General features: G+C 57.1%; 1 protein-coding gene. It reads left to right on the top strand.

The features are described 5' to 3' along the window. The coding region (locus AN618_RS12420; RefSeq protein WP_157081768.1) for an IS200/IS605 family accessory protein TnpB-related protein at positions 1-705 on the top strand (705 nt) is incomplete at its 5' end. Positions 706-939: the final 234 nt, after the last annotated feature.

Here is a 939-nt window from a genome sequence, read left to right as displayed (position 1 = left end):
GGCCAGCCGGAGCCGTGGCCGGAAGGGTTCAGCGTTCCCTCCCCCGGCAACCTGGGCAAGTATGAGGGAGAGTTTCAGGTTATCACTTACCCGAACGGCTTTCTCTACATCAGGATACCCGACTTAGCCTATGCTTGTGGCTTCCGGAGGGACTATCTGATAGGCGTTTTAGCCAAAGCAGTGGTAGACATAGCCTTCTTCCTGGGCAAGCCCATCGCCCTGGAGGAACTCAATTTTAGCAAAGACAGGCTGGATACCAATAAGAAGTTTAACCGCATGGCTTCAAACTTTCCCTTTGCCAAAATGGTAGAAGCCATGTACCGGAGGGCTGTCAAGGAAGGAGTGCCATTTAAGCTCGTACCTGCCCGGCACACGTCCACCATAGGCTACTGGAAGTATACGAAGCGTTATGCCGTCCCGGTGCACTGCGTGGCGGCATTGGTTATTGGCCGTCGGGCGATGGGTTTTAAGGAACGGGTAACTAAAGAACTTAAACAACTAATAGCCCAAATCAAGCAAGAGCTGACCTATAAGGTCGATCCTAATACACCGAGGGAAGGAAGAGGGATGACCCGCAGGGTCAGGGCGTGCTTGAAACGGCTGGATTGGAAGCTCCTGCAGCACAACGGGCTTGCCTCTTGGCAGCAGGAAGCGTATTACTCCGTCTGGCATGACCTCAAGGAGCTTGCCCTGTCCTTACGGTGACCCCGTTTAGCCGGTGTCGGACAAACCGGTAGGCGTCTTAACAGGACGGTGCCTGCGGCGGTGAGCACACCGCCTCTACTCCGGCCAACTCTGACCTGCGGGCACTTTGTGCCCCGCCAGTCCGTGCAGGCGAGTCCGGGGTAAGGGAGCGGAAATAACCGTTCCGCGAGCGCTCCGGGTGGGAGTCCCGGGCCGAGGCCCCCTGTCGCCCTGCCCCTCGGAGGGCAAATCAAA

This window comes from Fervidicola ferrireducens, from assembly GCF_001562425.1.
In the GTDB taxonomy this organism is placed as follows: domain Bacteria; phylum Bacillota; class Thermosediminibacteria; order Thermosediminibacterales; family Thermosediminibacteraceae; genus Fervidicola; species Fervidicola ferrireducens.
Note: the sequence above shows the minus strand (reverse complement) of the source record. Positions and strands in the feature narration are given on the sequence as shown.